The sequence below is a fragment of the Methylobacterium sp. J-048 genome (assembly GCF_022829515.1).
GTDB lineage: Bacteria > Pseudomonadota > Alphaproteobacteria > Rhizobiales > Beijerinckiaceae > Methylobacterium.
Genome location: NZ_JAKSYL010000137.1, coordinates 57,319 through 83,318, shown reverse-complemented (window position 1 = coordinate 83,318; position 26,000 = coordinate 57,319). Strand labels below are relative to the sequence as shown.

20 protein-coding genes are annotated in these 26,000 nt (G+C 70.0%); 13 read left to right on the top strand and 7 right to left on the bottom strand.

Annotation, left to right across the window (positions count from 1 at the left end):
* The first annotated feature begins 95 nt into the window (after positions 1-95).
* The 5 genes from MKL09_RS12990 to MKL09_RS12970 all read left to right on the top strand — a co-directional run bounded on the left by MKL09_RS12990 (position 96) and on the right by MKL09_RS12970 (position 6,781).
* Positions 96-1,496 carry a carbohydrate porin gene (locus MKL09_RS12990; protein ID WP_244020644.1) on the top strand — a complete coding sequence of 467 codons (1,401 nt, stop codon included), beginning with the start codon at positions 96-98 and terminating at the stop codon, positions 1,494-1,496.
* Positions 1,497-2,131: 635 nt separating this feature from the next.
* Positions 2,132-4,231 carry a methyl-accepting chemotaxis protein gene (locus tag MKL09_RS12985; RefSeq protein WP_409566925.1) on the top strand — a complete coding sequence of 700 codons (2,100 nt, stop codon included), beginning with the start codon at positions 2,132-2,134 and terminating at the stop codon, positions 4,229-4,231.
* Positions 4,232-4,339: 108 nt separating this feature from the next.
* The gene (locus MKL09_RS12980; RefSeq protein ID WP_244020641.1) at positions 4,340-4,756 is read left to right on the top strand and encodes an FKBP-type peptidyl-prolyl cis-trans isomerase; all 417 of its coding nucleotides are present in this window, start codon (positions 4,340-4,342) and stop codon (positions 4,754-4,756) included.
* Positions 4,757-4,791: 35 nt separating this feature from the next.
* The gene (locus tag MKL09_RS12975) at positions 4,792-6,162 is read left to right on the top strand and encodes a Wadjet anti-phage system protein JetA family protein (RefSeq protein ID WP_244020640.1); all 1,371 of its coding nucleotides are present in this window, start codon (positions 4,792-4,794) and stop codon (positions 6,160-6,162) included.
* On the top strand, positions 6,155-6,781 hold the full coding sequence (locus tag MKL09_RS12970) for a DUF4194 domain-containing protein (protein ID WP_244020639.1): 627 nt from the start codon (positions 6,155-6,157) through the stop codon (positions 6,779-6,781). The genes MKL09_RS12975 and MKL09_RS12970 overlap by 8 nt, the downstream gene beginning before the upstream one ends.
* Positions 6,782-6,891: 110 nt before the next feature.
* On the opposite strand, the gene MKL09_RS12965 is transcribed toward MKL09_RS12970, so the two are convergent.
* Positions 6,892-8,568 (bottom strand): methyl-accepting chemotaxis protein, encoded by a 1,677-nt coding sequence (locus tag MKL09_RS12965; protein ID WP_244020638.1) that lies wholly within the window; start codon positions 8,566-8,568, stop codon positions 6,892-6,894.
* Between the two features lie 173 nt (positions 8,569-8,741).
* Between MKL09_RS12965 and MKL09_RS12960 the strand changes: the two genes are divergently transcribed.
* Positions 8,742-12,179 carry an SbcC/MukB-like Walker B domain-containing protein gene (locus MKL09_RS12960; protein WP_244020725.1) on the top strand — a complete coding sequence of 1,146 codons (3,438 nt, stop codon included), beginning with the start codon at positions 8,742-8,744 and terminating at the stop codon, positions 12,177-12,179.
* 74 nt (positions 12,180-12,253) lie between these two features.
* On the opposite strand, the gene MKL09_RS12955 is transcribed toward MKL09_RS12960, so the two are convergent.
* Together MKL09_RS12955 and MKL09_RS12950 are read right to left on the bottom strand one after the other, a co-directional pair.
* Positions 12,254-12,553, bottom strand: coding sequence for a CCDC90 family protein (locus MKL09_RS12955; RefSeq protein ID WP_244020637.1), 300 nt, complete (start codon positions 12,551-12,553; stop codon positions 12,254-12,256).
* Between the two features lie 259 nt (positions 12,554-12,812).
* Positions 12,813-13,028, bottom strand: a complete 216-nt coding sequence (locus tag MKL09_RS12950; RefSeq protein WP_147909957.1) for a hypothetical protein — start codon at positions 13,026-13,028, stop codon at positions 12,813-12,815.
* A 406-nt stretch (positions 13,029-13,434) separates the two neighbouring features.
* Here MKL09_RS12950 and MKL09_RS12945 point away from each other — a divergent pair, with 406 nt between their 5' ends.
* The 3 genes from MKL09_RS12945 to MKL09_RS12935 are packed head-to-tail and all read left to right on the top strand — an operon-like array spanning position 13,435 to position 15,560.
* A complete protein-coding gene (locus MKL09_RS12945) occupies positions 13,435-14,565 on the top strand; it encodes a S1C family serine protease (RefSeq protein WP_244020635.1) in 1,131 nt (376 codons plus the stop codon).
* Entirely contained in the window at positions 14,562-14,810 is a 249-nt protein-coding gene (locus MKL09_RS12940; RefSeq protein WP_244020633.1) for a hypothetical protein, read from the top strand. The genes MKL09_RS12945 and MKL09_RS12940 overlap by 4 nt, the downstream gene beginning before the upstream one ends.
* A gap of 3 nt (positions 14,811-14,813) precedes the next feature.
* A complete protein-coding gene (locus MKL09_RS12935) occupies positions 14,814-15,560 on the top strand; it encodes a J domain-containing protein (protein WP_244020631.1) in 747 nt (248 codons plus the stop codon).
* Positions 15,561-15,670: 110 nt separating this feature from the next.
* On the opposite strand, the gene MKL09_RS12930 is transcribed toward MKL09_RS12935, so the two are convergent.
* Positions 15,671-17,155 (bottom strand): D-alanyl-D-alanine carboxypeptidase, encoded by a 1,485-nt coding sequence (locus tag MKL09_RS12930; protein ID WP_244020629.1) that lies wholly within the window; start codon positions 17,153-17,155, stop codon positions 15,671-15,673.
* 628 nt (positions 17,156-17,783) lie between these two features.
* On the opposite strand from MKL09_RS12930, the gene clpS reads away from it, so the two are divergent.
* From clpS to MKL09_RS12910, 4 genes are all read left to right on the top strand, one after another.
* Complete coding sequence (gene clpS / locus MKL09_RS12925) at positions 17,784-18,185, top strand: ATP-dependent Clp protease adapter ClpS (protein WP_208612073.1); 402 nt, start codon at positions 17,784-17,786, stop codon at positions 18,183-18,185.
* Between the two features lie 37 nt (positions 18,186-18,222).
* The gene (gene clpA / locus MKL09_RS12920; protein WP_244020628.1) at positions 18,223-20,721 is read left to right on the top strand and encodes an ATP-dependent Clp protease ATP-binding subunit ClpA; all 2,499 of its coding nucleotides are present in this window, start codon (positions 18,223-18,225) and stop codon (positions 20,719-20,721) included.
* Positions 20,722-20,811: 90 nt separating this feature from the next.
* Positions 20,812-21,096: a hypothetical protein gene (locus MKL09_RS12915; RefSeq protein WP_243971217.1), complete on the top strand. Its 285-nt coding sequence runs from the start codon at positions 20,812-20,814 to the stop codon at positions 21,094-21,096.
* 102 nt (positions 21,097-21,198) lie between these two features.
* The gene (locus MKL09_RS12910; RefSeq protein ID WP_244020627.1) at positions 21,199-22,497 is read left to right on the top strand and encodes a flavin monoamine oxidase family protein; all 1,299 of its coding nucleotides are present in this window, start codon (positions 21,199-21,201) and stop codon (positions 22,495-22,497) included.
* On the opposite strand, the gene MKL09_RS12905 is transcribed toward MKL09_RS12910, so the two are convergent.
* Genes MKL09_RS12905 through egtB form a run of 3 tightly spaced genes read right to left on the bottom strand, consistent with a single transcriptional unit; the run spans position 22,494 to position 25,814 of the window.
* Positions 22,494-23,510 carry an adenylate/guanylate cyclase domain-containing protein gene (locus MKL09_RS12905; protein ID WP_244020626.1) on the bottom strand — a complete coding sequence of 339 codons (1,017 nt, stop codon included), beginning with the start codon at positions 23,508-23,510 and terminating at the stop codon, positions 22,494-22,496. The genes MKL09_RS12910 and MKL09_RS12905 overlap by 4 nt on opposite strands.
* Before the next feature lie 42 nt (positions 23,511-23,552).
* Positions 23,553-24,527 carry an L-histidine N(alpha)-methyltransferase gene (gene egtD, locus MKL09_RS12900; protein WP_244020625.1) on the bottom strand — a complete coding sequence of 325 codons (975 nt, stop codon included), beginning with the start codon at positions 24,525-24,527 and terminating at the stop codon, positions 23,553-23,555.
* Positions 24,528-24,545: 18 nt separating this feature from the next.
* Positions 24,546-25,814 carry an ergothioneine biosynthesis protein EgtB gene (egtB, locus tag MKL09_RS12895; protein WP_244020624.1) on the bottom strand — a complete coding sequence of 423 codons (1,269 nt, stop codon included), beginning with the start codon at positions 25,812-25,814 and terminating at the stop codon, positions 24,546-24,548.
* Positions 25,815-26,000: the final 186 nt, after the last annotated feature.

The following is a 26,000-nucleotide window of genomic DNA, read 5'->3' as shown; positions in this document are numbered from 1 at the left end:
AGCGCCTCTAAAACCCTGGTGCCGAACAGAAAACTGTCGGCTTGGGGGCTTTATGGATCATGGCACGTAGATTTATCTCAAGATGGACAGCCGCTTTGCTGGTCATCGGGTCGAGTCCATTTGTCGAGACGGCGCGGGCTCAGCCTTCGGCGCCCGAAGACGCGGAAGAATCAACGCTTCTTCCGGCTCCGAACGCGCCGCAGCGATTGCCCCTCGAGCGGCCTCCAACTCCGGCCCCGAACACGCGTCCCGCCGCCGGCTCGGCGGATTCGCAAAATCCAAAGCCGCAATACGGGCTGCTCGGGAATCTCGGCGGGGTCCGCGACCTCCTCTGGGATCGCGGCGTCCTGTTCAACATGGATTACGTCTACGAGGCTGCCACGAACGTGGCAGGCGGGGATCGCGGGCCTCTGTTGCTCGGAGCCGGCCAGCTCGCGATACGCGGCTTGTTCGACTTCCAGAAAATGTTCGATTGGGAAGGCGCTTCCGGCGGGATCACGATCAGCCATCGCGAGGGGCGCAGCCTGGCGCTGGACGCGCATCTCGACACGCACACGAGTGTTCAGGAAATCTACGGACGCGGCCGGATCTGGCGATTGAGCCAGTTCTGGTACGATCAGAAGCTAGGCCCGTATGTCGATCTGAAATTCGGTCGTCTTCCGGTGAACGACGATTTTGGCGGCTTCGCCTGCGAATTTCAGCTCAATTCGCTGTGCGGTTCCGTAGTCAGCAAGATTGCTTCAAACTACATCTATACCTTTCCGGTCAGTCAATGGGCGACCCGTCTCCGCATCGGGACACCGGATAGTGTCTATCTGCAAGTCGGTGCTTATCAGGTCAACCCGGACGATGTGAACGAAGGGTTCAACTTCGGTTTCAGCAATGCGACCGGCGCGCTCATCGTCACGGAGGCGGGCTGGTTTCCGAAAATCGGCGGTGATGCTTTTTCGGGAAGCTACAAGATCGGTGGCTGGTATGAGACCGGCGGCGGCAACGACGTCTATTTGAACGACAGGCGTCTCCCGCTCGCGATGTACAAGGGGCAGCCCCTTCACCGCGGTGATCGCACCGGCTTCTACTTCACCGGCGTTCAGGAGATTTATCGCCCGGATCCTGCGAACAAGACGCGCAACCTCTCGGCTTTCGTCCGGGCGGCCGCCGCCGATGAGGAGACGGCTACCTATTCGTCGTTGGTCACGGCCGGGGTGATCTACAAGGGCTGGTGCGCCGAGCGCCCCAACGACTGGCTCGGGTTCGGCGTCGGTCAGACCACGCCCAATCCCAGGCTGGTCGAGGCCATTTCGATGGCTAATTTGCTCAGCGCCAAGGCCAGAAAAATTCCGACCCAGGAGCGGTACATCGAGGCATTTTACAGCATCGACGTGGCTGAAAATATTATCATTCGACCGAACGTGCAGTACATAATCAGAAACGGTAGTCCGCTGCGGAAAACCGACGCGGTGGTGCTGGGTTTGAAGTCGCTGATCACCTTCTGACGCGTCGTCCCGAACGGCTTTTGCCGGCTTTCGAGACGCGGCACTCGCGAAGACCGAAAGCATCGTCGCGGATCCAGGATCCGGGATGATGCTTTTTTGTTGGAGCGTGCGCCGCCGAACCGGCCGTCTCATACGGTTTCCGGCCGAAGGGCTCGCGGGCGGCCGTCACCGTCTTTTCGAGCAGAGCGAAGCGACCCCGTGAGTCCCGTGGTCCCGGCTGGGATCCTTGAGCGGCGCGTGTCGATGGGCCGCCTCGCTGCGCGCGAGATGATGACGGCGCGGGATGGAAGACCGAACGCCTCAACTGGAAACCGTCTGAGAGCCTGCGGAGCCGGATGGCCGGAACGCGGGCGGCTTCGCCTCCGCATGACCGGCTGGACGTTGGGGCGCCTGATCGCTGAAAGATCGGTATCAATCTGATTCAAGAAATTAAAAACGGCATGAAGTTGATGTGATTTAAACAAAGCCGGCAAACATATTTGGTAAAAACGGAATAAATACGTTCAGACGCCAGCAATTGAGAAAGTTTTAAGCTTCATTTGAACGAAGATCGGAAGGGATCGAGCTTATATCGATCGACAAAGGCGATCATATCGGACATTACCGCGTCACCGTCGGGCGTCCGGAGCTGTGTGATGAGCCGTTTGCAGAACATTTCAATCCGAACAACGATGAGTGTTGTCTTCTTCGTCTTAGGTCTCATCATCTTTACCTATGCCACGAGCGCACTCATCGGGGCTCGAACGGACGCGGTCCAGGCCGAATCCGGCATCTCGCTTGTTCGGGCGAGCCGCGCGCTGCTCCAGACCCTGTACGCGACGCGGCTTGAGCGGGGCGCCACCCTGCAGTTCCTCGCCGCCGACCAGCCCATGGACGCGGAAACCCTGTCCTCGCTCTACGCGGAGCGGCAGCGGGCCGTTGCCGGCATGGCCTCGGCGACGACGCTGGTGGGCGACCTGGACCTCTCAGCCGTCAGGGCGACGCTCGGCCCGCTCCAGGCGGCGCGCGAGCGCGTCGAACGTCTCCGGCCCCGGGTCGATGCGGCTCTGAAGGTGTCCAAGGCCCAGCGCGACACCGCCGTCGTCCCCGAGGCGCAATCGGCCTACCTGGCCATGCTCGACACGCTGACGGCGACGACGGATGCGGTGGATGCCGCGATCCCGCGCACCGACCTGATCCTCGAGCGCAACCTCGCCCTCAAGCGCTCGGCCTGGGCGACCCGGATGGCGGTCGGCGCCGTCGCCCTGCGGATCCAGACCTCCCTGTCGGCCGGCACCCCCTGGTCTGCCGCCGAGACCGTGGCCGCCGCCGAGGAGCGCGGGCGGCTCGACGCCTTCTGGAAAGCCGCCACGGAGACCGCCACGAACCTCTCCGAAACGGTTCGCGCGGCCTTCGAGAAGGCCCGGACCAACAATTTCGAGGGGGCGCCCCTGGCCCGACGCCTGGCGGTCTCGACCGCGCTGGCCCAGAACGAGCCGCCGCGGATCACGCTGCAGGAAGCGCGCAAGCTCGACACGCCGGAACAGGCGACCCTCGTCGACCTTGCTTACGCTGCCCTCGACGAAATGATCGCGCGGGCCGAGACACTCGCCCGGGAGGCGCGCAGCGTCCTGGTCCGCAACGTCGCGGCACTGTTGATCTCCACCCTGCTCGTCGCCCTCGCGCTGGTTGCCCTGTTCCGCTTCGTGCTGCGGCCGATCCGGACCATGACCGGGACCATGCAGGCCCTGGCCGACGGCGACGCGTCGGTCGAGGTGCCCCTGCGCGACCGCGGCAACGAAATCGACGCGATGGCGCGCACCGTCCAGGTGTTCAAGGACAACCTGATCCGCACCCGCGCCCTGGAGGAAGAGACCGCGCAGGCGCGGCTGGCCGCCGAGGCGCAGCGCAAGGCCGGCATGCGCCAGATGGCCGAGAGCTTCGAGGCCGCGATCGGCGGCATCATCGGTATGGTGTCGTCCTCCGCCACCGAACTCCAGGCCACCGCTCAGACCATGACGGCCACCGCGACCCATACGGCCAACCAGTCCACCACGGTGGCAGCTGCCGCCGAGCAGGCCGCCAGCAACGTCAACACGGTCGCGGCCGCCGCCGAGGAGCTGGGCACATCGGTCCAGGAGATCGGCCGGCAGGTCGACGGATCGGCCAAGCTCGCTTTGGGCGCGGCCGCCGAGGCCGGGCAGACCGCAACCCTGGTGCAGGAGTTGAGCAGCGCCGTGGCGCGGATCGGCGACGTCGTCGGGTTGATCTCGTCGATCGCCGGCCAGACCAACCTGCTGGCGCTGAACGCCACGATCGAGGCGGCCCGCGCCGGGGATGCCGGCCGCGGCTTCGCCGTCGTCGCCTCGGAGGTGAAGGCGCTCGCCGAGCAGACCGCCAAGGCCACGGAGGAGATTTCCGGCCAGATCGCCCGGATCCAGGCCTCCACCGGCGGCGCGGTGTCGGCGATCGGCTCGATCACCGCCCGCATCCAGGAGATCAGCGGCGTGGCGACCTCGATCGCTGCCGCGGTCGAACAGCAGGGCGCGGCGACGCAGGAGATCGTCCGCAACGTCGGCCAGGCCGCGCAGGGCACCGGCGAGGTGACCGACAACATCACCGGCGTGGCCGATGCCGCCGACGAGACCGGCAAGGCGGCGGGCCAGGTTCTCAGCGCGGCGACGGAGCTGTCGCGCCAGTCCGAGACCCTCACCGCCGAGGTGGCGCGCTTCCTCGACACCGTCCGGGCGGCCTGAGCGGCCTCCCGAACGGGGGATCGCCCGCCTCCCTGGCCTGGACCGGCCTGAGTCGATAGAAGGCCCCCCGACGGCCGGCGCGGACGGCGCCGGCTCCAGGGAGTTCCCATGCCTCGCCTGTCCCTCATTGCCGGAGCCGCGTTCATCGCCATGACAGCAGCCGCGAATGCCGAGATCGTCACCCTGCCCTCGGGCCTGAAGTACCAGGACGAGGTCGTGGGCACCGGGCCCGAGCCGAAGGCCGGCCAGCAGGTCACCGTGCAGTACACCGGCTGGCTCGACGAGGGCGGCAAGAAGGGCAAGAAGTTCGATTCCTCGCGGGACCGCAACCAGCCCTTCAGCTTCCCGCTCGGCGCCGGCCAGGTGATCCAGGGCTGGGACCTCGGCGTTGCCACGATGAAGACCGGGGGCAAGCGCACCCTGATCATCCCGCCGGAGCTCGGCTACGGCGCGCGCGGCGCCGGCGGCGTGATCCCGCCGAACGCCACGCTGATCTTCGACGTCGAACTGCTCGGCGCGAAGTAAGGCTTCGGCTGCGCGAGCGCGAGAGTCCCAAAAGAATGCTGTTCGCGCAGCTGCCCGACGAGCTGTTCAAGCCCCTGGCTTCGCCGAGCCGGGGCTTCAACGCGGCCCTGCTGCTGCACCTGCACCGGCGCGTCCTCGGGGCGGAGCCGGTGCGCAAGGCCGAATTGCTGGCCGAGATCGGCGATTTCGCCGCCGGCTGGAGCGATCCGGAGATTCTGGGCGACGAGCCGATCTCCGCCGATCCGACTGAGCGCCGCACCGCGCTGTACCGCCGGCTCCTCGAGACCGGCTGGCTGATCGAGCGCCGCGAGCGCTACGTGCCGGTGGTCGAGTTCGACCCCGAGGCGCGCCTCCTCCTCGAAGAGCTGTCGCGGCTGGAGCGTGGCGAGACCCGCTCCTATGGCGGCGCGGTGCTGGAGGTGCTGGGCGGGCTGGAGAGCGCCGTCTCCGATCCGGGCAGCCGCTCCGAGGCGCTGTCCAACGCCGCTCGGGCATCCGCCGCCTTCCTGGCCCATGTCCGCGGGCTCGCCGCCGGCATGCGCAAGGTCGAGGAGCGGATCCTGCGCGAGCCCGATCGGGCCAAGACCTTCCGGCTGTTCTTCGAGGATTTCGTCGAGCGCCACCTGATCAGCGACTACCGGACGCTGCACACCCGCTTCAACCCGTTCCGGTTCCGCGCCAGCGTGGTCCGCGAGGCCGGACGGGCGCTCCGCGACGCCCTCACGGTCCGGGCGCTGGCCGAGGGCCTGATCCGCGAGGGCCGCAGCCCCGATCTCGACACCGCCCAGCGGGCGGTCCGGGTGGATCTCGCCCAGATCCTCTCGGTGTTCGAGGGGCTCGACAACCATCTCGACGCGGTCGACGCCGTGGTGGCGCGCCTGGAACGGCGGATCGGCGCCGCGCTCCACGCCATGGACCGGCCGGATCCGACGGGAATCGAGCGCACCGCCGCGATGCTGCGGGCCGTCGGCGCCGCCGAGGTGGCGCCGGACGTGCCGCCGGTGGTGTCGCTGCTGCGCCCTCCGATCGGCCAAGCCCACCTGCAGGCGCCCCGCGCCCGCCGGAGCGCCATCGATGTCGAGCCGCTGCCGGATGTCGATGACGACCCCGCGGTCGATGCCTTCGCGGCCGCCAAGGCCGAGTTCCGCCGCCGCACCACCGTGACGCCGGAATCGATGACCGCCTTCGTCGAGGCGCGGCTCGGCAAGGCCGTGTCGCTGCGCGGCTCGCAGATCACGATCGACGGCGTGGACGACTTCGTGGTGTTCCAGCGCCTGCGCGAGATCGACGTGCTGTTCGATGCGCGGCTGCGCGACCGCTACGCCGTGGTCCGGCTGCCCGAGCGGCTGGCCAACGGCTGGCTGGATTGCCCGGATTTCTTGCTGGAGCGTCGCGCCGGTGCTTGAGGGGTTTCGCGCGATCATCGACGGCGACGAGCCGCCGCCTCCGGGGGCCCGCGCCCCTGACGCCGAGGAGTTGTGCCGCGCCCTCCAGGTGATGCTCAAGGGGCAGGTGATCTACGCGGACACGCCGGGAATCGGCCGCTCCTACGAGCTGGCCCGGCACTATGCGCCGTTCTTCACCGACTATTTCGCCTGCCTCGGCTACGCGCTCACGGTCTCGCACCGCGACCAGATGGTGTCGCTGAGCCCGGCCGCGGACGCGCCCCGGCACGACATCGCCTCCGAGCGCCTGCGCAAGGACGAGACCCTTGTGCTGCTGGCGCTGCGGCTGCTCTACGAAGAGGGCCTGCGCGACAACCGCGCCAGCACGGACGGGATCGTCGAGTGCACCACCGACGAGATCGTGGAAAAAATCCGCGCGGCGGCGCGCAATGATCCCCCGGAAGAGGGCCGCCTCGCCGACATCCTGCGCCTCTACGCCCGCCGCGGCGGCCTCCGGATGGGCGAGCGCGACCGGGTCGAGCGGGTCACGCCGCTGTCGCTGCTGCCGGGCCTGGCGGTGCTGGCCTCCGACGCGTGGCTGGAGCGCCTGCGGGCGTGGTCGGAAGCCGGGGAGCTCTGAGAGTTCACCGTCATTGCGAGCGCAGCTAAGCAATCCAGGGTGGAGCGTGCTTCCAAGATGTTGCGCTTCTCTGGATTGCTTCGCTGCGCTCGCAATGACGGCGTGATGCCTCAGGCCGCCCGCACCGTCGTCAGGAAGTGCTCCACCTCCTCCCCGAGCTGCGCCGCCTGCCGGGCCATTTCCGAAGCGGAATCGAGCACCTGCCCGGCCGCATTCCCGGTCGCCTCGGCGGCGCCGGCGACCCCGGTGACGTTGGCGGTCACCGCCTCGGTGCCGGTGGCGGCCTGGGTGACGTTGCGGACGATTTCTTGAGTCGCCGCGCCCTGCTCCTCGACAGCGGCGGCGATCGCGGTCGCCATGCCGCTGATCTCTCGGATGCGGCCTGCGATGCCGTCGATCGCCCGTACCGCCTCGCCGGTCGAACCCTGGATCTGCGCGATCTGCGCGGAAATCTCTGCGGTGGCCCGGGCCGTCTGGGCGGCGAGCGCCTTGACCTCGGTGGCGACCACCGCGAAGCCGCGCCCCGCCTCTCCGGCCCGCGCCGCCTCGATGGTGGCGTTCAGCGCCAGCAGGTTGGTCTGGTCGGCGATCGAGGAGATCAGCGCGACGACCTCCCCGACCCGGTGCGCCCCGGCGCTCAGCGCCTGGACCAGCTGCGCGGTCGCGGCCGCCTCGCGGACGGCGGTCTGGGCCAGGTCCGCCGAAGATCCGACCTGGCGCCCGATCTCGTCCACCGTCGAGCCAAGCTGCTCGGCCGCCACCGCCACGGTGGTCACGTTGGTCGAGGCCTGCTCGGCCGCCGCCGCGGCGCTGGTCGACTGGCCGGCGGTCTGGGTCGCCGTCGCGCTCAGGCCCTGGGCGGTGGCCTGCAGCCGCGTCGCGGCCATCGTGACCGAGCCGACGATGCCGCCGATGGCGCTCTCGAACCGGTCGGCCAGGGTCCGCGTCGCCTCCCGGCGCTGGGTCTCGGAATCGGCGCGGGCCTGGGCCGCCTCGGCCTCGAGGGCACGTGCGTGCAGCAGGTTCCGCTTGAACACCGCGACGGTGGCCGACATGGCGCCGATCTCGTCCCGCCGGGTGGCGTAGGGAATCTCTGCCTGCGTGTCGCCGTCGGCCAAGCGGCGCATGGCCCGGGTCATGACGGTGATCGGCCGCGAGACGCCGACGAAGCTGTAAACGGTCGCGCCGAGCGCGATCAGCAGCGTGACGCCCAGCATGATCACGGTGGAGCGGACGGCCTCCGCCTGGCTCCGGCGCGCGTTCCGGCCGGCCTCGTCGCCGGCCTTGATGTTCATCTCCGCGAGCGCGTGCGCGGCCCCGGCGGCGGCGACGTAATGGCCGTTCATCGTCCCGCGGAAATACGACATCGCCGGATCGCGCTGGTCGAGGGTGAAGCCGCGCAGGCGCTCCCAGTCGTAATGCTGGACCTTGAGCTTGGCGAGCAGGTCGTCGAATCGCGCCTTCTCGTCGGGCGACGCGATCAGCGCCCGATAGGCTTCGACCTTGGCGTTCCGCTCCCGGGTCAGCCCGTCGACCTCCTTCACGGTGAGCTGCCGCTCGGTCTCCGCTGCCGCGGTGACGAACCGGACCTGGGCGAGCCGCGTGCGGATCACCAGGGCCTCGACCGCCTGCGCCTCGTTCATCGACAGGACCGCGTGGTCGAGCAGCGCTTCGAGCTGGCGGTCGAGGGCGACCATCTTATGGATCGCGAATCCCCCCTGGAGCGCGGCCGCGAGCAGGAGCAAAGCGAATAGGCCGCTTAATTTGAGCTTCAGGCTGGCGCGCATGGTTTTTATCAATCCCCCCGAACGGGGACGATACAGACGCGCAATTGTCTGACAAGTCGCGAATCCCGGCCCCGGTGACAGTGGGGTGCCAGGAAGGCCGAAGCTTGCATGCGCGGCCGAACCCGGCCAACTGGGCGACGCGTTTTCTTGCAGTGGCCCGGCCTTCCGACATCGTGTACGTCCTCACCGACATCGCCCTCTCGAACTGGTACCTGATCCGGCGGGAGCAGATCCGCCTGCGGGGCGCCGCCGCCCTGGTCGGGCCGACGGGGGCCGGCAAGTCCACGATCTTCGACGCGGTCGGCACGGTGCTCGCCGGCAACAACGCCAGCCGGCTGGCGCTCAACGCCTCGGCCTCCGGGCGCAGCGCCCGCACGGTGCGCGACTATTGCCTGGGCTGGATCAGCGACCCGGCCGAGGGCGGCCGGCCGACGCGGGAATCCTGCGAGACCGTGCTGGCCCTGGTGTTCGAGAACCCGGCCTCCGGCCGCACCGTCACGGTCGGGCTGGCGCTCGCCGCCCGGGCCGTGGAGCCCCGCGAGACCGTGCTGTCGCGCTTCATCGCGGTCGGCCACCGGTTCGAGATCGCCGACTATGCCCGCACCGCCCCGGGGGGCAGCTACACGGCGCCGTGGAGCGAGATCGCCGCCGATCTGCGCGCCCGGGCCGCGAGCTTCACCGAGTACCGCACCTCCGGCGAGCGCTTCACCGCCGACATCCTGGCGACCCTGCGGGAGGGCGCGCCCGCCCCCGAGCCCCGGCACTTCCTGCGCAGCTTCGCCAACGCGGTGGCGTTCAAGCCGATCTTCGACACCAGCGCCTTCGTGCGCGCCTTCGTGCTCGATCCGGAGCCGCTGGATGTCGAGCGGGTGCGGCTGTCCATCGCCAATTGGCGCCGGCTGCTGGAGACGATCGGCGAGCTGGAGAGCCGGCTCGCCCGGCTGCGCCGCCTGCGCGACCGCTACGACGCCTGGAGCGAGGCGGTGCTGGCCGCCGCCAACCACGAGTTCCGCGCCGCCTGCGCCGAGCTGCGCCGCCGCAGCCTCGACCTCACCGCGGTCCGGCTGCGCCTCAACGAGGGCGCCGACATCCTGCGGATCGCCCGGGAGCGGGTCGCGGCGAGCCGCGGGCACGTGCGCGAGATCGACGGCGAGATCGCCGAGAAGAAGGCCCTGCTCGCCGGCAGCGCCGCGGAGGGCCGGCTCGCCGCCTCGACGCTCGGCCTGTCGATGCTGGAGCGGGACCGGAAGGAACTGGTCGCGCGGATTTCCGACCTCGTCGGCCTCGTCGGCCAGATGGGCAAGCTCCAGCCGGTCGCCCCGATCCTGCGCCAGGCCTGCCCGCCGGCGGCGCGGCTCGCGGAATCCTGCGCCCGGGCGGGCCTGCGCCGGGAATCTTCACCGGAAGAGATCCTGCGCCCGGACGGCCCCCTGGCCGAACTGGTCGACGGGCTGGCGCGCCTGCCGGAGTTCGACGAGGCCCTGGAGCGAGCCGCCGAGGACGCCGCGCTGAAGGCCCGCGCCCAGGAGAGCGAGGCCGAGCGCACCGCGCCCCGCACCGGGGGCGGCCCTGCGGCGCGCCTGTCCTCCGACACGGTGGCGTTCCGCGGCGAACTGGAACGGCGCGGCATCGACGCGCTGCCGATCTGCGAACTGGCCGAGATCGTCGATCCGACCTGGGGGCCGGCGCTGGAAGGCCTGCTCGGGCGCGCCCGCGAGGCCCTGGTGGTTTCCCCCGACCGGCTGAGCGAGGCGCTCGGCGTCCTCCAGTCGGGCCGCGACCGGTTCCACCGCTGCATCCTGGTCAAGACCACCGACACCGCCAAGCAGCGCCCGCGCCGCTACGATGACGGGCCGCTCACGGTGATCGAGACCAGCGACCCGCACGCCGAGGCGTTTTTGGGGGTGCGGCTCGGGGGCTACGACCTCGCAAAGGACGATGCCGAGCTGGCCCGCCTGTCCCGCGCGGTGGCGCCGAGCGGCCGGACCACCGCCGGCATGGCCTATTCGGTCACCCGCAGCGTCGACCTGCTGATGACCCGCGGCCATCGCGGCCCCACGGTCGACAGCCGCCGGGCGCACGAGGCCGCGGTCGCCGAGGCCCGCCGGCTGCGCGGCGAGGCCGCGGTCCTGCGCGAGGCCGCTCGGACCGCCGCGGCGGTTCGCGCCCGGATCAGCCGCGGCCTCGACGATATCGACGCCCTGCGGGGCGAGCTCGACGGTCTGGAGGGCCGGCGGCGCACCCTCCAGACCGAGCGTGAGGGCATCGAGAAGCGCGACACTGCCGGCCTCACCGCCGAACTCGCCGCTCTGACCACCGAGCGGGTCGGTTACCTGCGGGAATTGTCGGAAGAGCTGGAGCCGAAGCTCGACCGCCTGCTCGCCGACGAGGCGGCGCTCCGGGCGCGCCTCGGCACCGTGCGCGAGGCGGCCCGGGCCGCCCTGGCGGCGCGGCGCTCGGCCCTGCGGCAGCTCATGGGCGGCGACGCGGCGCGGGTGCGCCTCGCTCGCGCCGAGCCGTTCAGCGTCGGGGTGATCGCGCAGGCGCGGGGCGCGCTCGCGGGCCTCGACGCCAAGGCCGCCGGTACGCGGGCCGCCACCGAGCGTGGGCTCGCCCGGGAGGCCGCCGAGGCGGCGCGCTCGCACGGCCGCGTCGCCGAGCGGGAGCTGACCGAGGCCTGCTCGGCCTGGCGGGTGGAGAATCCGCTGAACGCCGGCGACGCCCCGGCGATCGACGGCTACGCCTGGGTCCGCAAGGAATACGAGGCCGTCGAGGGCCACGAGCTGCGCCGCTATCGCGCCCAAGCCGAGCGGGCCGAGGTCGAGATGCGCCGGCTCATGACCGAGGACCTGCTGACCCGCCTGGCCGACCGGTTCGAGCGGGTCCACGCGAGACTCGCCGCCCTGAACGAGCGGCTCTCGGCGCGCAGCTTCACCGGCCAGACCTATGCGTTCGAGGCGGCGGTGGACCGGCGCTACGCCGCCGTCCATGCGCTCGCCACCGAGACCGCGCGCTCGCCGGAGGCCGCGCAGGCGCTGCTGGCGGGCGAGACCGAGGGGCCGATGGCGGCCGCTTTGGAGGAGATCACGGCGCTGATCGCCGGTCAGGAGGATGCGGCCCGGCTCGCCGATTACCGCAACTACTTCGTCTACGAGATTGGCATGAAGGACGCGGCCGGCAACCGCACGACCATGTCGGCGCGGGCGCTGCGCGGATCGGGCGGCGAGGCGCAGGCGCCGTTCTACGTTGCGATCGCGGCCTCGCTGGCCAGCGCCTATTATCCGGGCGACCGGCCCGGCGACGAGAATCCGGGGCTCGGGCTCTGCCTGCTCGACGAGGCGTTCTCGAAGCTCGACGTGCGCAACAGTCAGGCGCTGGTCGATCTCTACCGCGCCTGGGGGCTGCAGCTGCTGATCGCCGCCCCCGAGGACAAGCGCACGACGCTGACCGAGGTGATGGACACCATCGTCACCGTCTACAAGAGCCCGGATCTGACGTCGGTGCGGATCGAGGCCGAGCATCCGCTGGAGGCGGCGCGCCGGGCGCTGCACGCGATCAATCCGGAGCAGGTCGGGATCGAGGGATTCCGCCGCTCGGACGCGGCGGAGTAAGCGGCGGGGCAGCCGGACGAGGCGGTTCGCGATCCCCGATATCCCCGCTGTTGCGAAGATGCGAGCGGGTTCGCTCAGTGCAGGCCCCGCGCCAGGGCCACGAGGCCGCCGACGATCACGAGCGCCTGGAACCCGATCGTGCCGATCATCCACTTGATGAGCTCGGCCTTCGTGTCGGCGAGGTCGGCCCTGTTGGCGAGCCGCAGCGCTTCGATATCCGTCCGGACCGCGGCGATGTCGGTCTTGGTCGCCAGATCGTTCTGGATCGCCTCAGCGATGGCGTCGGCCAGACCCTCGGCCTGCTCCGAGGACATCTTGGCCTTGTCGCGCAGCGTGCGGACGAAGCGCAGGGTGTCGAAGGCAACGGCGGTCACGGACGCGGCTCGCGCTCTCTAAACGAGGCTTGCCTGACGTGTAGCTACAGGCCCCGTCCGTCTAGCATAGGAACAGCCTCGGCGCACGGGCGACGTGACCTTGGCACCTCGGCCGACCGCAGCGCCGTCATGCGATGCGGGTGGCACGATTGTTCGGCACTTCGTCACGGCGCCGTCGCTCGGCGGGGCTCTGCGCCGCGAGGACCCCCGCAGGTCGATCCTCGTCGCGCAAAGCCACTTTAGAATCCGCTGAAACCGCTCAGTTCAGGTAGGTGCGGATCCAGTTCGGGGACAGGATCTCGCCCTCCTCGGTGATGATCCAGGGCTGCTTGGCCGGATCGGTCAGGGCGCCGGCGGCGGCGGCGATCGCCTCGCGCAGGGTGCCGTACCGCTCGGGCTGGGCCAGCGGGGCGCTCGCCGGGGCCGTGCGCCAGATCGTGAGATCGGCCGGGCGTTCGAGAGCTTCGGTTTCCATGATGTCGTGTCCTTCCGAACCGTTTGGGACCGTTCAGATCCCCGCGGCCCGGTCGAGCCGGCGTGCTGCGGGGACTGAAAGGCTGAGCGTCAATGCAAGCATCTCTGCGGCAGCTTTGCGATCAATTTGGGCATTCGAGGCACCTGCATTGAGTCCTATGACGTAGGACAAAGTGCGGTATCGTGTTCCATGCCCAAATCGGCCCTGTCTGATCCGCCGTGAACTTGCGAGAATTGTGGCCATCGATTGATGACCATTTCGTTAGCCAGTACGCGCCAGTCGCCGACGTGCGCTAGAACACGTCTGGCGCCTTGCGGCGACCGCGCTCCCTCCGTGTTGACGCCCTGATCCTGAACGCGCACTTAAGGGCCGCGCCCGTCCTCGGGCCCTGACGGGAGACAGACCCTTGCCGGACCGTACCGTGCGCATCGTGCTCGCCGCGGTCCTGGTCCTGCTGGCGCTCTACGTCGCGCAGCCGTACCTGCAGCCGCTGCTCTACTCCGCCGAGGCGCCGCGGGTGGTGGCAGCCCGCGGCGATCTGGCCCAGTCCGAGCAAGCCACCGTCGCGCTGTTCGAGCGGGCGAGCCCGTCCGTGGTCCACGTCTTCGCGCAGAGCGCCGCCAATGGGCGCGACCTTCTGGATGCGGACGACGAAGGTGGGGAGCAGAGCGGCACGCAGACCGGCACAGGCTTCGTCTGGGACGGCGCCGGCCACGTCGTCACCAACACGCATGTGGTGCAGAACGCCGCACAGTCCGGCGGCTCGGTCTCGGTTCGGATGAGCGACGGCGAGGTGGTCTCCGCGACCCTGGTCGGGCTGGCGCCGTCCTACGATCTCGCGGTCCTGCGGCTCGGGCGCGTCGCCAAGATGCCGCCGCCGCTGGCGATCGGAACCTCGGCGGATCTCAAGGTCGGGCAATCGACCTTCGCGATCGGCAACCCGTTCGGCCTCGACCACACCCTGACCACCGGCGTGATCAGCGCCGTGCGCCGACGGATGCCGACCAGCGCCGGGCGCGAACTCTCCGGGGTCATCCAGACCGATGCGGCGATCAACCCCGGCAATTCAGGCGGACCCCTGCTCGATTCCGCCGGGCGGCTGATCGGCGTCAACACCGCGATCGTGTCGCCCTCGGGCGCCAGCGCCGGGATCGGGTTCGCGATCCCCGTTGACGTGGTCAACCGCGTCGTCCCGGAGCTGATCCGGGTCGGCCGGGTGCGCAATCCCGGCATCGGCATCATCGCCGCACAGGAGGCCGCCGCCGCCCGGCTCGGGATCGACGGCGTGGTTGTGCTGCGGGTCCTGCCCGGCTCCCCGGCGGCCCAGGCCGGCCTGCGCGGGGTCGACCCGCAGACCGGCGATCTCGGCGACGTGATCGTGGCGGCCAACGACCGGCCGGTTCATCGCCTCGCCGACCTGACGGCGGCGATCGAGGAGGCCGGGCTGGGCGCGCCGGTGACCCTGAAGGTCGAGCGCGACGGCCGGATCCGATCGATCCGGATCACCACCGCGGATGTCGCGGAGAACCGCCGGTGACGCGCCTGGCGGTTCTCGCTGTCACGCTGCTCGCCGCCAATGCTGCAGCGGCAGCCGAGCAGCCGGTGCGCTCCCGGCTCTGCCCGGAGGACCTGCCGGAGGGCGTGCGCCTGCCGGCGCGCCCCGGATGCGACCTTCCGGCCCACAAGCCGACCACGCCCCGGCGCGGTTTCTACGATCTCGGGGACGGGACGACGGTACAGATCGGCGGCCGCGTCGGTGCCGAGTTCGGCGCGCGGCGGTAAGCGATGGTGTTGTTTGCGGCCCTTCTGGCCGGCCTGACGCTCTGGTGGCTCTCGAAGAACGGCGACGGGTTCGGCGGCCGGCTCGGGCGCGCCTTCGGCAAGAGCCTGAGCGCCATGGTCGGCGCCGTCCGGCCCCAGAAGATCGGCGGCGTCCTCGCGCTCGGGGCCGGCGGGTTCCTGCTTCTGCACGGGAACTTCGTGCTGGCCGCGCTGCTGGGGCTTGCCGGAATCTGGATGATCGAGGGACAGCCGGCGATGACCGCGCGCCTCACACCGCTCCTGAAACCCTGGTTCGACCGGGGGCGTCGGCATCGGACGGCGCTGATCGAGATTCGCCGGCGTTCGGACGGTAGTTTTGGCGAGGGCCGGGTGATCGCTGGACCCCGCGCCGGGGCCTGGCTCGATGCCCTGCCGGTGGCGGTCGTGGTCGAGCTGCTCGCCACCTGCCGTCAGAGCGACGCCGAAGGCGCGGCCCTGCTAGAGCCGTATCTCGACCGCCGGGCGCCCGGCTGGCGTGTAGACACTGAGCGTGATCGAGACCCGCGGCCTGGACGCCCGACGCACCCAGGGACGATGTCGCAGGAGGAGGCGTACCAGATCCTGGGGCTTCAGCGCGGGGCGACCGCTGAGCAGGTCCGGACGGCCCACAGGTCGTTGATGAAGCTCACCCACCCCGATCAGGGCGGAAGTGCCGAGAGGGCGGCGCGCGTCAACGCGGCCCGGGACAGGCTTTTGAACCGACATCGCTGAACTCCACGCGCGTTGTCAGAGGCTGACTGATTCGCAGCCGCAGGCAAACACAGCCGCGGCTCCGCCGTGCCGGCGCGCCCGTCAGGCGCGACGTTGGTTGTCGAGGTCGTTCAGCTGCGGGTCGCGAAGCAGCTGAAGCCGCTGCGCTTCAGGGCCGTGCAGGCGTCCTGCGCCGAATCCTGTTCCGCGAAGCCCGAGAAGCGGGCGCGGTAGAGGGTGGTCCCGCCATGCTCGACCTTGACCGTGTAGGGCGCCGCCTTCGACAGGCTGCCCCCGGCCTTGGCGCGGGCCTCCGACAGCATCGAGCGGGCCTTGGTCTCGTCGTCCATGGCGCCGAGCTGGATCACCCAGGCGGTCGGGACGACGCGGCTTCCGGTGACGGCCTTGGGCGGCTCGTCGCGCTCCGCGGAGGCCATCCGGGCGACGGTCTTGGACGCACCCGGGAACGGCGCCTGCGCGCTGCTGCTGCCGGCATAGGCCTGCGCGGCCTTCGGCAGAGAGGGTGAAACGCCCTGCGGACCGGGCTTCCAGGTGCCGCCTGGCGTCGTGGTGGCCCGCGAGGGCATCAGCTCCAGCGGCTCGCCCGTGGTGCCGGTGGTCTCGACATCCTCGTCGTCGGCCGAGGCGACCTGCGTGCGGGTGCGCGAGACCGCATCCGCCACCACGGCCGGGCGGGCCCGCTCGGCGACCTCTGTCACCGCCGGCGCCTGGCGGGCGCCCGCATACGCCCTCGGCAGGCTGGAGCGGACTAGATCGGCCATGATCCGGTCGCGGCTCCCGCCCGACTTGCCGCCGAGCACGATCGCCACGATCTGGCGGCCCTCGGATTTCGCCGCGGTCATCAGGTTGAACCCCGAGTCGCGGGTGTAGCCGGTCTTGATCCCGTCCACGCCCTGGACGTTGCCGAGCAGGTGGTTGTGGTTGCCGATCACCCGGCCGCGGAACGCGAAGGACCGGGTCTGGAAGTAGCGGTAATAGTGCGGGAACCGGTCCTGGATCGCCCGGGCCAGCACGGTCAGGTCCCGGGCGGTGGTGAGCTGGTCGGGATCCGGCAGGCCCGACGCGTTGGCGTAATGCGTCCGGCTCATGCCGAGCGCATGGGCCTTGGCGGTCATCATCTGGGCGAAGCGCTCCTCGGAGCCGGCGATGTTCTCACCGATGGCGCAGGCCACGTCGTTGGCCGACTTGGTGACGATCGACTTGATGGCGTCCTCGACCGAGATGGTCTGGCCGGGGCGCAGGCCGAGCTTCGACGGCGCCTGGGCGGCGGCGTGAGCCGAGATCGTCAGGTCGGAATCGAGAGCGAACTTGCCGCGCTCCATCTGCTCGAACAGCATGTAGAGCGTCATGACCTTGGTGATCGAGGCCGGGTGGCGCAGCGCGTCCTCGTTGACCGCGTGCAGCGTCTTCCCGCTCTTCACGTCCACCACCATGGCGGCGTAGGGCGGGTTGTAGCCGCCCCCGGACGCGTGGTGGTGGTGATGCCGGCCCCGCCGTGCCTCGGCCGGGGCGGCCAGGGCGGTCAGGACCGCGGCGGCGGCCAGGGCGGCCGGCAGCGCGGGGGTCGTCCGAAAGCGGCCTACAACGCTACGCATCACGCCCGATTGCCTCGCGAGACCGGCGCTGGCCGGTCGTAACTCTGGTGCCGGCCGGCGCTGATCGCGTGGCCCCGCTGCATCGCTTGAGAATTAGGCGGGTGCAGTTACAGGCCCGTTAATGCGAACCCCGCGACTTCCGAATCGTGTCGATCCGGGCGCGGCTTGACGATGGCGGATGCGACGCACAATCTTCCGTGAGACCCGGTTTCGCTGACCGTGTCGGTCGCGTCAGGCCGACCCGGCGGCGCCAAGGAGGCCGGCCATGCAGCGCTCCCCCGCCCGCCTCTCGGCCTACGGACTCCGCATGTCGGGGGCCGGATGTTTTGCGGCTCGCCGGGGCATCACCACCGTCATGACAGAGTCGCGTGATGCGTGACGCCCGCAACCCCTCCGGTGAGGCCAGCCCACCACCCTCCCCTGGTCCCGGTGGCATCGGCGCCGCGACGGCGATGCGCCGGGCACAAGCTTTGCGGGGCGGACAAGTGCGCGCAGGCGTCTGGCGAAGTCGCCTCACGGTCTGTAGATTAATGTCCGCTGACCCAGACGCCGCTCCCGGCAGGGTCATGACAGGATCGGATTGGGGGACGGCGACGCCCGCTCCAATCGAGGGATCGGTTCGACGCACATGACACAGGTTCCCCTGCAGGGCACCGCGATATCGACGACGCTTCATCGGCCGGCGCGCCTCGCGATCACGGCGTCCGGCTCGCGCGCCCCGGGCGGCGACGACCGGTCCAACACCGCGATCATCACCCGCACCAAGCCGAAGACCAAGAAGCCGAGCCTCTACCGGGTACTCCTTCTGAACGACGACTATACGCCGATGGAATTCGTCGTGCTGGTCGTCGAACGCTTCTTCAACAAGAGCCACGAGGACGCCTACCACATCATGATGCACGTGCATCAGAATGGGGTCGGCGAGTGTGGGGTCTTCACCTACGAGGTGGCGGAGACCAAGGTGACGCAGGTCATGGACTTCGCGCGCAAACACCAACATCCTCTCCAGTGCGTTATGGAAAAGAAATAGGCGCCGTTCGCGGTAGGCACCCACACAGAGGCCAGCTTTGCCAAGCTTCTCACGCAGCCTAGAACAAGCCCTCCACCGAGCCCTGGCGCTCGCCGGCGAGCGACGGCACGAATACGCGACGCTGGAGCATCTCCTGCTCGCCCTGGTGGACGATCAGGACGCGGCGGCGGTCATGCGCGCCTGCAACGTCGAGATCGACACGCTCAAGCGCAGCCTGGTCGATTACGTCGACACCGAGCTGTCGAACCTGACCGGCGACGGACGCCAGGACGCCAAGCCGACGGCGGGCTTCCAGCGGGTGATCCAGCGGGCGGTGATCCACGTCCAGTCCTCGGGCCGTGAGGAGGTGACGGGCGCCAACGTGCTGGTGGCGATCTTCGCCGAGCGCGAGAGCCACGCCGCCTACTTCCTGCAGGAGCAGGACATGACCCGCTACGACGCGGTGAACTACATCAGCCACGGCATCGCCAAGCGCCCCGGCGCCTCCGAGGCGAAGCCGGTGCGCGGCGCCGAGGAGGAAGGCACCCCCGAGCGTCCGAGCGACGAGGGCGATCCTCGCGGCGGCGCCAAGAAGAAGGGCGACGCGCTCGACGCCTACTGCGTCAACCTCAACAAGAAGGCCCGGGACGGCAAGATCGACCCGCTGATCGGCCGCCATTCCGAAGTCGAGCGCACGATCCAGGTGCTCTGCCGCCGCCAGAAGAACAATCCGCTGCTGGTGGGCGATCCGGGCGTCGGCAAGACCGCGATCGCGGAAGGGCTCGCCCGCAAGATCATCCAGCACGAGGTGCCGGAGGTCCTGGTGGACGCCACGGTGTTCTCCCTCGACATGGGCACGCTGCTCGCCGGCACCCGCTACCGGGGCGACTTCGAGGAGCGCCTCAAGCAGGTGATGAAGGAGATCGAGGCGCACCCGAACGCGATCATGTTCATCGACGAGATCCATACGGTGATCGGCGCCGGTGCGACCTCGGGCGGCGCCATGGACGCGTCGAACCTGCTCAAGCCCGCGCTCGCCTCGGGCACGCTGCGCTGCATCGGCTCGACCACCTACAAGGAGTACCGCCAGTACTTCGAGAAGGACCGCGCCTTGGTGCGCCGGTTCCAGAAAATCGACGTCAACGAGCCGTCGATCCCGGACACGATCGAGATCGTGAAGGGCCTGCGCCCGTACTTCGAGGAGTTCCACAAGCTCAAGTACACGACCGAGGCCGTGAAGGCCGCGGTGGAGCTGTCGGCCCGCTACATCAACGACCGCAAGCTGCCCGACAAGGCGATCGACGTGATCGACGAGACCGGTGCCTCGCAGATGCTGGTGCCGGAGGCGCGCCGCAAGCGCACCATCGGGATCAAGGAGATCGAGGCGACCATCGCCACGATGGCCCGCATCCCACCCAAGACCGTCTCGAAGGACGATGCGGTGGTGCTCCAGCACCTCACCGAGAACCTGAAGCGGGTGGTCTACGGCCAGCCGAGCGCCATCGAGGCGCTGACCTCGGCGATCAAGCTCGCCCGGGCCGGCCTGCGCGATCCGGACAAGCCGATCGGCTCCTACCTGTTCGCCGGGCCGACCGGCGTCGGCAAGACCGAGGCGGCCAAGCAGCTCGCGTCCTCTCTGGGCGTCGAGATGCTGCGGTTCGACATGTCGGAATACATGGAGCGCCACACGGTCAGCCGCCTGATCGGCGCGCCCCCCGGCTATGTCGGCTTCGACCAGGGCGGCCTGCTCACCGACGGCATCGACCAGCACCCGCATTGCGTGCTGCTGCTCGACGAGATCGAGAAGGCCCACCCGGACCTGTTCAACATCCTGTTGCAGGTGATGGACCACGGCAAGCTCACCGACCACAACGGCAAGCAGGTCGATTTCCGCAACGTCATCATCATCATGACCACCAACGCGGGTGCCTCGGACTTGGCGAAGTCGGCTTACGGCTTCACCCAGACGAAGCGCACGGGTGACGACGTCGAGGCGATCAACAAGCTGTTCGCGCCGGAATTCCGCAACCGCCTCGACGCGATCATTTCGTTCGGCCACCTGCCGAAGGAGGTGGTGGCCAAGGTCGTCGACAAGTTCGTCCTCCAGCTCGAGGCCCAGCTCGCCGACCGCAACGTCACCATCGAGCTGTCGGACGAGGCTCGGGAGTGGCTGGTCGAGCACGGATACGACGACGCGATGGGCGCCCGCCCGATGGCGCGGCTGATCCAGGCGACCATCAAGACGCCGCTCGCCGACGAGGTCCTGTTCGGCAAGCTCAAGGATGGCGGTGCCGTCAAGGTGGTGGTGCGCAAGCCCGAGGACGAGGAGGCCAAGGCCGGCGCGAAGGACAGCCTCGCCTTCGAGTTCCCGGCCGGGCCGGTCACGCCCAAGCCGGAGGCGGACGTCACCAACGCGGCCAAGCGGCACAAGCGGGCCAAGCCCCGCGCCGCCACGCGCAAGAAGACCCCGAAAGACGACAAGGGCGGCGGCGGTGAGGGTGGCGGTTCCGGCGGTGGGATCCGTACCGTGCCGAAGGTGCCACTCGTGCGCGCATAAGGCACGCGGGCCGGCCGGCAGGCTTCCGGACACAGCCTTGCCGGTCTATGACCGCCGCGACGCGAACGCGCCGCGGCGAGGAGGCGCCTGATGACAGAAGACTTGCACGAGGGGCCTCTTTCCCCCGTTGCGCATCCTGCGCCCCCCCAGAAATTGACCCGGCGCGAGGAGCGCCGCCGCCGTCGGCAGCGCCGCCGGCGGGGCGAGGAGGTGCTGGCCTGGGTGCTGGTGCCGCTGATCTGCTTCGGCCTCTATTGGGGCGTCTACGCGACCTTCGACTTCTTCGGGACCTCGCCGGGTGTGGTCTGGGACCAGATGATGCAGGTCAAGACGATGATGGAGAAGCGCTCCAACAGCCAGGGTGCCCGCGGCTAGCGAGCAGCCGACGGGCGATCCGGGCGCGGCTTCGACGCATCGGGCTTCGCCCGAAGGCGCTGCGTTGTCCGACAACGGACCATGGGACCTGGGCGGGACGCGATGACACCGACCCGACGCGCGATCCTGGCCTCCGCGCTCCTGACGGCCCCCGCCCTGCGCGCGACGGCGCGCGACGGAACGGTGGTCGTGATCGGCGCCGGGGCCGCGGGCCTGGCGGCGGCCGCGACGCTTCGGGCGGCCGGCCGGAGCTTCACCCTGATCGAGGCGCGGGATCGGATCGGCGGCCGCGCCTTCACCGACCGGACGCTCGGCCCGGATTGCCGCTTCGATGCCGGTGCCGAGTATATTCACTGGGCCGAGCGTAACCCCTGGGCGCCCATCGCCCGGGCGGCCGGCGTGCGCTTCGCCCAGGAGGGCGGCTGGGCGCGCACGCTGACGATCGACGGCCGGCCGGCGACCGAGGCCGAGAACACGAACCGGCGCGCCGGGTTCTCCGGGCTCGACGCCCTGCTGGCGCCGAAGGGCGGCGACCTCTCGTTGGCCGAGGCGGCCCGTTCCGGCGGCCCGAATGCCGAGCTGGCCGCGGCCGGACTGAGCCGGCTGTCGCTCGGCGAGGATCCCGAACGGGTCTCGGCTGTGGATTACGACCGGCTGTGGTCCGGCACCGACCTGTGGGTCGACGGCTACGGCGACCTCGTCGCGCGGCGGTTTTCCGATTTTCCCGTGCGTCTCAGTTGCCCGGTGCGGGCCATCGACTGGTCCGAGACAACCGTCCGGATCGAGACCGAGAGCGGCACCCTCGCGGCCGCGGCCGTGATCGTCACGGTACCGGTGGGCGTCCTGAAATCCGGCGCGCTCCGGTTCACGCCGCGGCTGCCCGCTCCCGCGGAGGCGGCCCTCGATGGCCTCAGCATGGGCGCCTACACCAAGATTGGCCTGCGGCTCGACTCGGCGAAGATCGATCCGGCAGCGCTGGGCGACGCGGTGTCGGTGATCACCGGCGGCCCGACCCTGTATTTCGAGATGGGACCGTTCGGCCGCCCTATCGCGGTGGCCAATCTCGGCGGCGACCTCGCCCGGGACCTGTGCCGCGCGGGTGAGCCGGCGGCCGTGGCGCTGGCCACCGAGCGGCTCGGCGCGATCCTGGGATCGAAGGCGCAAGGCGCTGTCCAGGCCGGGCGCCTCGCCGGCTGGTGGACCGATCCGCATGCCTGCGGCTCGTACTCGATCGTCGCCCCCGGCCACGCCGAGGCCCGCGACCGCCTGCGCGATCCGGTCGGCGAGCGCGTGTTCTTCGCCGGCGAAGCGCTCGCAGGCGGCGGCGCCATGACGGTGGGCGGGGCCACCCTCGACGGCGAGCGCGCCGCCCGCGACGTGTTGAGGGTGCTCGGCGCCTAGAGGCGTTTTCGGATTGCCGCCACCGCCAGGGGCGCGTCGCGACCCCGCAGGGCGTGCGCTCCGAGATCCTCGGCCACGAGGTCGGGCGGCAGCGGGCCGATCCGGTCCAGAAGGTCGGCCGAGACCAGCACATGCACGCCGAGGCTCTTGGACAGGGTCTCGAGCCGGGCGGTGGTGTTCACGACATCGCCGAAATACGCGATCTTGTGGCGCTCCAGCCCGACTTCGGCCGTGACCACCGAGCCGCAATGCAGGGCCGCGCGGAATTCCGGGACCTGCCCGAACCGCCGCGTCCAGGCCTCTGACTCCTCGGCGAGCCGGGCGGCGAAGTCGAAGACGCAGCGCAAGCAGGCCGCGTCCCGGGTGCCCCGCTCGATGGTCCAGGTGACCAGCGCCATGTCGCCGATATAGTCGTCGATCGAGCCCCGCGAGCGCGAGACCGGCAGGGCCAGGGCGTTGAACACCTGCCCGAGATAGGCCTGTGCCGCCCGGTCGCCGTGTCGGTCGGCGAAGCGCGTGGAGCCGGTCACGTCGAGGAACAGGAAGATCCGCTCCTCGCTGATCGGGCGATGATAGCGGCCGATCAGCAGGTTGGCGAAGACCCCCGGGCCGATCAGGTCCCGCACCCGGAACACGAACACCGTGAGTACCGAGATGCCGAGGGCGTAGAGCACGCCGGATTGCGACATCAGCATCGCGTTCCGCTCGCTGTACATGAAGCGGAACAGGCGGTTCAGCACCGTGCTGGCGGCGGCGTTGCCGACCACGATCGTCAGGATGTAGAGCGCCACCGTGGCGAGCAGGAACAGCGGCGTCGCCATCTGGCGCACCCGCTCGCGCATATGCGGCCACAGGAGCCGGCGCTCGTAGAGCAGGATCGGCGTGCCGATGATCGCGCCGCGGATCGCCGAGCCGAGCAGCGGACCGACCGCGAAGATCGATCCGTAGAGCAGGCCGGCCAGGGCGCCGAGCCCGGGGGCCACGAGGAAGAACCAGCGCGGGCTGAAACGCATCCGGGCGTCCTCACCCCACGCGCCGGTCTGCGGCGCCGAATCTCAGTCCTGCCGGAGCGCGTGGACCGAGAACAGGCCTTCCGGATCGGTCCAGACCTGGATCCAGGTCCAGCCAGCCCGCTCCACGAGGGCCCGGAAGGTCTCGACCGTATACTTGTAGCTGCTCTCGGTGTGGATCGTCTCGCCGTCCGCGAACGCGACGGTGTCGGAGCCGATCCTCACGTCCTGTGCACCCTCCGAGACGAGGTGCATCTCGATCCGCGAGGCTTGCGTGTTGAACACGGCCCGGTGGGAGAAGGCGCCGAGATCGAACCGGCCGGCAAGCTCCCGGTTGATCCGGGTCAGCAGGTTGAGGTTGAACGCCGCGGTGACGCCGGCGGTATCGTCGTAGGCCCGCTCCAGGATCGCAGCGTCCTTCACGAGGTCCACGCCCACGATCATGTGAGCGCCCGCCCCCAGGATCCGTCCGAACCGCCGCAGCAGCTCCTCGGCCTCGCTCGGCTCGAAATTGCCGATGGTCGAGCCGGGGAAGAACCCGGCCCGGGGCATGTCGCGCAAGCTCGCGGGCAGGTCGAAGTCGCGGGTGAAATCGGCGACCACCGGCTCGACTCGCAGATGCGGGAAATCGCCGCTCAGCACCTCCGCCTGCGCGCGCAGGAATTCGCCGGACACGTCCACCGGCACGTAGGCGGCGAGCTTGTCGAGATGGCGCAGCAGGCGGCGCAGCTTGTTGGTCGAGCCGCTGCCGAACTCGACGAGGGCGGCCTTGGCCGGCAGCAGGGCGGCCATCTCCGGCCCGCTCCGGTCGAGGATCCCGACCTCGGTGCGGGTCGGGTAATATTCCGGCAGCCGCGTGATCGCCTCGAACAGGTCGGAGCCGGCGGAATCGTAGAAGTATTTGGGCGAGAGCGTCTTCTGCGGCCGGGACAGGCCGTCCCGCACGTCGGCGAGGAAGGCGAGCGCGGGCGTGTCGAGGGCGACCGGGGTCGCGTCGGGGAACGTGGGCTTGACGGTCAAGGGAGGCTCCGGGGCGCGTCAGGCGGCGTCGGCGAGGCGCAGGCCGGTGAACTGCCAGCGCTGGTGCGGATAGAAGAAGTTGCGGTACGGCAGCCGGGCATGGCCCTCGGGCGTGGCGACCGACGAGCCGCGCAGCACGAACTGGCTGACCATGAACTTGCCGTTGTATTCGCCCAGGGCCCCCGGCAACGGCCGGTAGCCCGGATAGGCGACGTAGGCGCTGCGGGTCCATTGCCAGACGAGGCCGAACGCGTCCGGCAGGGCACCGTCCCGGGCCGCGACCTCCCACTCGAACTCCGTCGGCAGGGTGCGGCCGGCCCAGCGGGCATAGGCGTCGGCCTCGTAGTAGCTGATATGGGTGACCGGCGCGTCGAGCTCCACGGGGCGGAGGCCGCCGAGCGTCATCGTCGCCCAGCCCTCCCCGGCCCGGCGCCAGTAGCCCGGCGCCTCCCAGCCCTCGGCCTGGCCGGCATACCAGCCGTCCGAGAGCCACAGCTCGGGCTTGGCGTAGCCCCCGGCCTCCATGAAGCCGAGCCAGTCGCGGTTGGTCACCAGCGCCTTGTCGATCCGCCCGGGCAGGATCAGCGCCTCGTGGCGGGGCGATTCGTTGTCGAACGAAAACCCGTCGCCCTCATGCCCGATCCAGGCGATGCCGCGGGCGAGCGGGGCCTGGCCGCCCTGCCCCGAGGCCGCCGGGAAGCGCCATTCGGAATCGTAGACCGGCCCGAGCGGGTTCTGCGCGAAGGCGTGCAGGATGTCGGTGAGCAGGAGCTCCTGATGCTGCTGCTCGTGATAGAGCCCGATCTCGAGGATCGGCAGCACCGCCTCCAGGGCGCCGTCGGCGGCCTGGCCGAGCAGCGATTCCACCGCGCGGTCGACATGCGCCCGGTAGGCGGTCACCTCCGCCATGGTCGGGCGGGTGATCATGCCGCGCTGGATCCGCGGCTGCCGCGGGCCGGCCGCCACGTAATACGAGTTGAACAGGTAGTGCAGGCGCTCATCGTAGATGGCGTAGCCCGGCAGGTGCTCGCGCAGCAGGAACTGCTCGAAGAACCACGTCACATGCGCCCGGTGCCACTTGGTCGGGCTGGCATCGGCCATCGACTGGACCTGCTGATCCTCGGCGGAGAGCGGCGCGGCGCGCCGCTCGGTCTCGCTGCGGACGAAGCGAAAGGCCGCGATCCAGGCGGCGCGGTCGATCGGCCGGGCCGCGACGGGCGGCGGCGGGAACGCCGATGCTCCCTGCACGCGCGTGTCGCCGGAGCGGAGTGCCGCCGTGGCTGCCATGCGGATCTTCCCTTATTGGCGTCTATCCTGGGATCGTCTTGTCGACACCCAGCTTGGTCGCAGAAGATATGTCCCCGCGGTGGTCAGACAACCTCTGGCGGTGATTCCGCTTTCGCCCAGGCCGATCCGCTTATTCGCTGGTGCGGCTGCCGCGGTTAACCGGGAGAATCGGGGATCGCGGGTCTT